This is a genomic window from Ruegeria sp. N8 (assembly GCF_056531325.1).
The window spans coordinates 1-1,743 of sequence record NZ_JBQFLQ010000029.1 but is presented as its reverse complement, the minus strand read 5'-3'; the positions used below and the strand labels follow the sequence as shown (position 1 = coordinate 1,743).

General features: G+C 51.8%; 1 protein-coding gene. It reads left to right on the top strand.

The features are described 5' to 3' along the window. Positions 1 to 298: 298 nt before the first annotated feature. Positions 299 to 1,743, top strand: a 1,445-nt coding sequence (locus ACR0C5_RS19675) for a hypothetical protein (RefSeq protein WP_480878633.1), incomplete at its 3' end; no start/stop codon positions are given.

Genomic DNA, 1,743 nt, shown 5'->3' with positions numbered 1-1,743 from the left:
GCGTGAATTTAGAAATCTTCAGTCAGCAGGTTGACTAGGGGTGCAAACAGTACATAAGTACGGGGTCGTATTCACCCGCACGTAAGCGGGCTTCATATGAGCGTAGTAGGCGCTGTAGCAGTTAAGAAAGCTACGTGGTCCCAAAGGGGCCTCCATCCTCAAATCACACCATAATCACCGGTCGAGGTGCGTCTCGTTGATGGCTTCATGCTGCCTTCGATCCTCCTCGCCGACCCATGCGCAATGCACCTCGCGGTGTGTTGGGCGTGGCTACGCACATATGAGGAAATAATGCCACATGGAAAGAACGCTAGCTGGAACGACCCTCGAGTCAATATCGATCAAAAAACCGCATTACTCCAAGCTTCTAGACATTCACCGATATTCAAAGCACCAGAGTGTTACCCATCTCACGGAGAAAGTATGGGCGACTTGCTACGGGGAGCCAAAGGCTATCGATTTGCGAAGAGGTGGAGTAAAGCCCAAGGCAAGCGGTCAGACGCAGCTTCAAGCTATATTACTCGATCTTTACGTTGCTTGGGATACGGACCCCGAATTAGCCATTGGTGTCGCGATGAACAACGCCGCGTGGAATACGGGTACTCGATACAACAAGATAGGGATGTCCCGTTTAGCCCCAAAGATTATCCACCGCTTACATGATGTTGGCTTCATAGTTGTTGCGCCTGGCAGCTATGCCGGTCCCGGAGCCAGCACGAACCGTACCACCCGGATTAGGGCCGCAGAGCCGCTTCGGCAGATGTTTCGGGAAGCAAAGTTCGGGCCACAACATATCCTGACCCATCCGGGAAAGGAGTGCATTCTCATGCGATCCAGCGAGAAGTCAGAAAGAAACATCGAATACAAGGATACTCCGGCGACTGAGCAGATGAGAGCAGATCTAATGCAATACAACAGCCTGCTGCTGCGAACTTTCATCGACATACCCGATCAGGAAGACACTTTCATTGAGCGCCCGATTAAGTCTGGTGTCCGCGCGGGCGAGATAACCCGAGTTCCTATCTGTGGGTTCGATAACTTCGTTCACCGTGTCTTCAATCGCAACGACTGGTCATGTGGTGGTCGCTTCTATGGCGGTTGGTGGCAATCGGTGGGTTCAGAGGTTCGAAAGCGCATCCACATCAACGACGAGCCGACTGTCGAGGTGGACTATCAAGCCCTTCATGTTGCGGTTCTGGCAGCAAAGAGAGGAGTGAAGCTGGAGGGTGATCCCTATGAGTTGGATGATGAATTATTGCCTGACTTAGATAACGTACAGCAGCGTAAGTTGGTGAAACTTCTGATCCTCATGGCTCTTAATGCCAAGAACGAGCGCTCTGCTTATAGTGCGTTCCGGGACGCTTCTCCAGTTGGCTCGATGGCAAAGTCGATGAAGAACGCGGAGCTTCGGATGGTGTTGGATGCTGCAATCAAGAAACACCCCTTCCTTCAGGATGACCTCTGCGCGGATCGTGGGATATCGCTGATGAACACGGACAGCTTGATGGCTTCAATGGTGATCAGACACTTCACCAGACAGCGGATACCTGTCCTATGCATCCACGACAGTTTCCTGATTGGTTACTCGTACGCACTGAGGCTCAAGACGGCCATGAAGCTTGCAGCAATACGTGTTCTTGGTTGTTCGGTTGCCCTGTCCAATAACTATCTGGGGCTGGATGAGGTGGAACGAGAAACTCCCAGTTTGGTCGATGATTACATGGACATGCGTTATCTTCCTCG